Source organism: Pseudomonas sp. PDM27 (assembly GCF_019219205.1).
In the GTDB taxonomy this organism is placed as follows: Bacteria; Pseudomonadota; Gammaproteobacteria; order Pseudomonadales; family Pseudomonadaceae; genus Aquipseudomonas; species Aquipseudomonas laurylsulfatiphila.
Map to the genome: position 1 here is coordinate 1 of NZ_JAHUWF010000026.1, position 2,970 is coordinate 2,970.

Below are 2,970 nucleotides of genomic sequence, written 5' to 3' on the forward strand. Positions count from 1 at the left end.
ATCGAATTTTCGGCGAATGTCGTCTTCATAGTATAACCAGATTGCTTGGGGTTATATGGTCAAGTGAAGAAGCGCATACGGTGGATGCCTTGGCAGTCAGAGGCGATGAAAGACGTGGTAGCCTGCGAAAAGCTTCGGGGAGTCGGCAAACAGACTTTGATCCGGAGATGTCTGAATGGGGGAACCCAGCCATCATAAGATGGTTATCTTGTACTGAATACATAGGTGCAAGAGGCGAACCAGGGGAACTGAAACATCTAAGTACCCTGAGGAAAAGAAATCAACCGAGATTCCCTTAGTAGTGGCGAGCGAACGGGGACTAGCCCTTAAGTGGCTTTGAGATTAGCGGAACGCTCTGGAAAGTGCGGCCATAGTGGGTGATAGCCCTGTACGCGAAAATCTCTTAGTCATGAAATCGAGTAGGACGGAGCACGAGAAACTTTGTCTGAATATGGGGGGACCATCCTCCAAGGCTAAATACTACTGACTGACCGATAGTGAACTAGTACCGTGAGGGAAAGGCGAAAAGAACCCCGGAGAGGGGAGTGAAATAGATCCTGAAACCGTATGCGTACAAGCAGTGGGAGCCTACTTTGTTAGGTGACTGCGTACCTTTTGTATAATGGGTCAGCGACTTATTTTCAGTGGCGAGCTTAACCGAATAGGGGAGGCGTAGCGAAAGCGAGTCTTAATAGGGCGTCTAGTCGCTGGGAATAGACCCGAAACCGGGCGATCTATCCATGGGCAGGTTGAAGGTTAGGTAACACTGACTGGAGGACCGAACCGACTACCGTTGAAAAGTTAGCGGATGACCTGTGGATCGGAGTGAAAGGCTAATCAAGCTCGGAGATAGCTGGTTCTCCTCGAAAGCTATTTAGGTAGCGCCTCATGTATCACTGTAGGGGGTAGAGCACTGTTTCGGCTAGGGGGTCATCCCGACTTACCAAACCGATGCAAACTCCGAATACCTACAAGTGCCGAGCATGGGAGACACACGGCGGGTGCTAACGTCCGTCGTGAAAAGGGAAACAACCCAGACCGTCAGCTAAGGTCCCAAAGTTATGGTTAAGTGGGAAACGATGTGGGAAGGCTTAGACAGCTAGGAGGTTGGCTTAGAAGCAGCCACCCTTTAAAGAAAGCGTAATAGCTCACTAGTCGAGTCGGCCTGCGCGGAAGATGTAACGGGGCTCAAACCATACACCGAAGCTACGGGTATCACCTTCGGGTGATGCGGTAGAGGAGCGTTCTGTAAGCCTGTGAAGGTGAGTTGAGAAGCTTGCTGGAGGTATCAGAAGTGCGAATGCTGACATGAGTAACGACAATGGGTGTGAAAAACACCCACGCCGAAAGACCAAGGTTTCCTGCGCAACGTTAATCGACGCAGGGTTAGTCGGTCCCTAAGGCGAGGCTGAAAAGCGTAGTCGATGGAAAACAGGTTAATATTCCTGTACTTCTGGTTATTGCGATGGAGGGACGGAGAAGGCTAGGCCAGCTTGGCGTTGGTTGTCCAAGTTTAAGGTGGTAGGCTGAGATCTTAGGTAAATCCGGGATCTTAAGGCCGAGAGCTGATGACGAGTTACCCTTTGGGTGACGAAGTGGTTGATGCCATGCTTCCAAGAAAAGCTTCTAAGCTTCAGATAACCAGGAACCGTACCCCAAACCGACACAGGTGGTTGGGTAGAGAATACCAAGGCGCTTGAGAGAACTCGGGTGAAGGAACTAGGCAAAATGGCACCGTAACTTCGGGAGAAGGTGCGCCGGTGAGGGTGAAGGACTTGCTCCGTAAGCCCACGCCGGTCGAAGATACCAGGCCGCTGCGACTGTTTATTAAAAACACAGCACTCTGCAAACACGAAAGTGGACGTATAGGGTGTGACGCCTGCCCGGTGCCGGAAGGTTAATTGATGGGGTTAGCTAACGCGAAGCTCTTGATCGAAGCCCCGGTAAACGGCGGCCGTAACTATAACGGTCCTAAGGTAGCGAAATTCCTTGTCGGGTAAGTTCCGACCTGCACGAATGGCGTAACGATGGCGGCGCTGTCTCCACCCGAGACTCAGTGAAATTGAAATCGCTGTGAAGATGCAGTGTATCCGCGGCTAGACGGAAAGACCCCGTGAACCTTTACTATAGCTTTGCACTGGACTTTGAATTTGCTTGTGTAGGATAGGTGGGAGGCTTTGAAGCGTGGACGCCAGTTCGCGTGGAGCCATCCTTGAAATACCACCCTGGCAACTTTGAGGTTCTAACTCAGGTCCGTTATCCGGATCGAGGACAGTGTATGGTGGGTAGTTTGACTGGGGCGGTCTCCTCCTAAAGAGTAACGGAGGAGTACGAAGGTGCGCTCAGACCGGTCGGAAATCGGTCGTAGAGTATAAAGGCAAAAGCGCGCTTGACTGCGAGACAGACACGTCGAGCAGGTACGAAAGTAGGTCTTAGTGATCCGGTGGTTCTGTATGGAAGGGCCATCGCTCAACGGATAAAAGGTACTCCGGGGATAACAGGCTGATACCGCCCAAGAGTTCATATCGACGGCGGTGTTTGGCACCTCGATGTCGGCTCATCACATCCTGGGGCTGAAGCCGGTCCCAAGGGTATGGCTGTTCGCCATTTAAAGTGGTACGCGAGCTGGGTTTAGAACGTCGTGAGACAGTTCGGTCCCTATCTGCCGTGGACGTTTGAGATTTGAGAGGGGCTGCTCCTAGTACGAGAGGACCGGAGTGGACGAACCTCTGGTGTTCCGGTTGTCACGCCAGTGGCATTGCCGGGTAGCTATGTTCGGAAAAGATAACCGCTGAAAGCATCTAAGCGGGAAACTTGCCTCAAGATGAGATCTCACTGGGACCTTGAGTCCCCTGAAGGGCCGTCGAAGACTACGACGTTGATAGGTTGGGTGTGTAAGCGCTGTGAGGCGTTGAGCTAACCAATACTAATTGCCCGTGAGGCTTGACCATATAACACCCAAGCAATTTG

Annotated in this window: 1 rRNA gene; it reads left to right on the forward strand. The window is 51.8% G+C overall.

From position 1 onward, the window contains the following. Window positions 1-57: 57 nt before the first annotated feature. Window positions 58-2,951, forward strand: a 23S ribosomal RNA gene (locus KW838_RS29200). The last annotated feature ends 19 nt before the right edge of the window (window positions 2,952-2,970 follow it).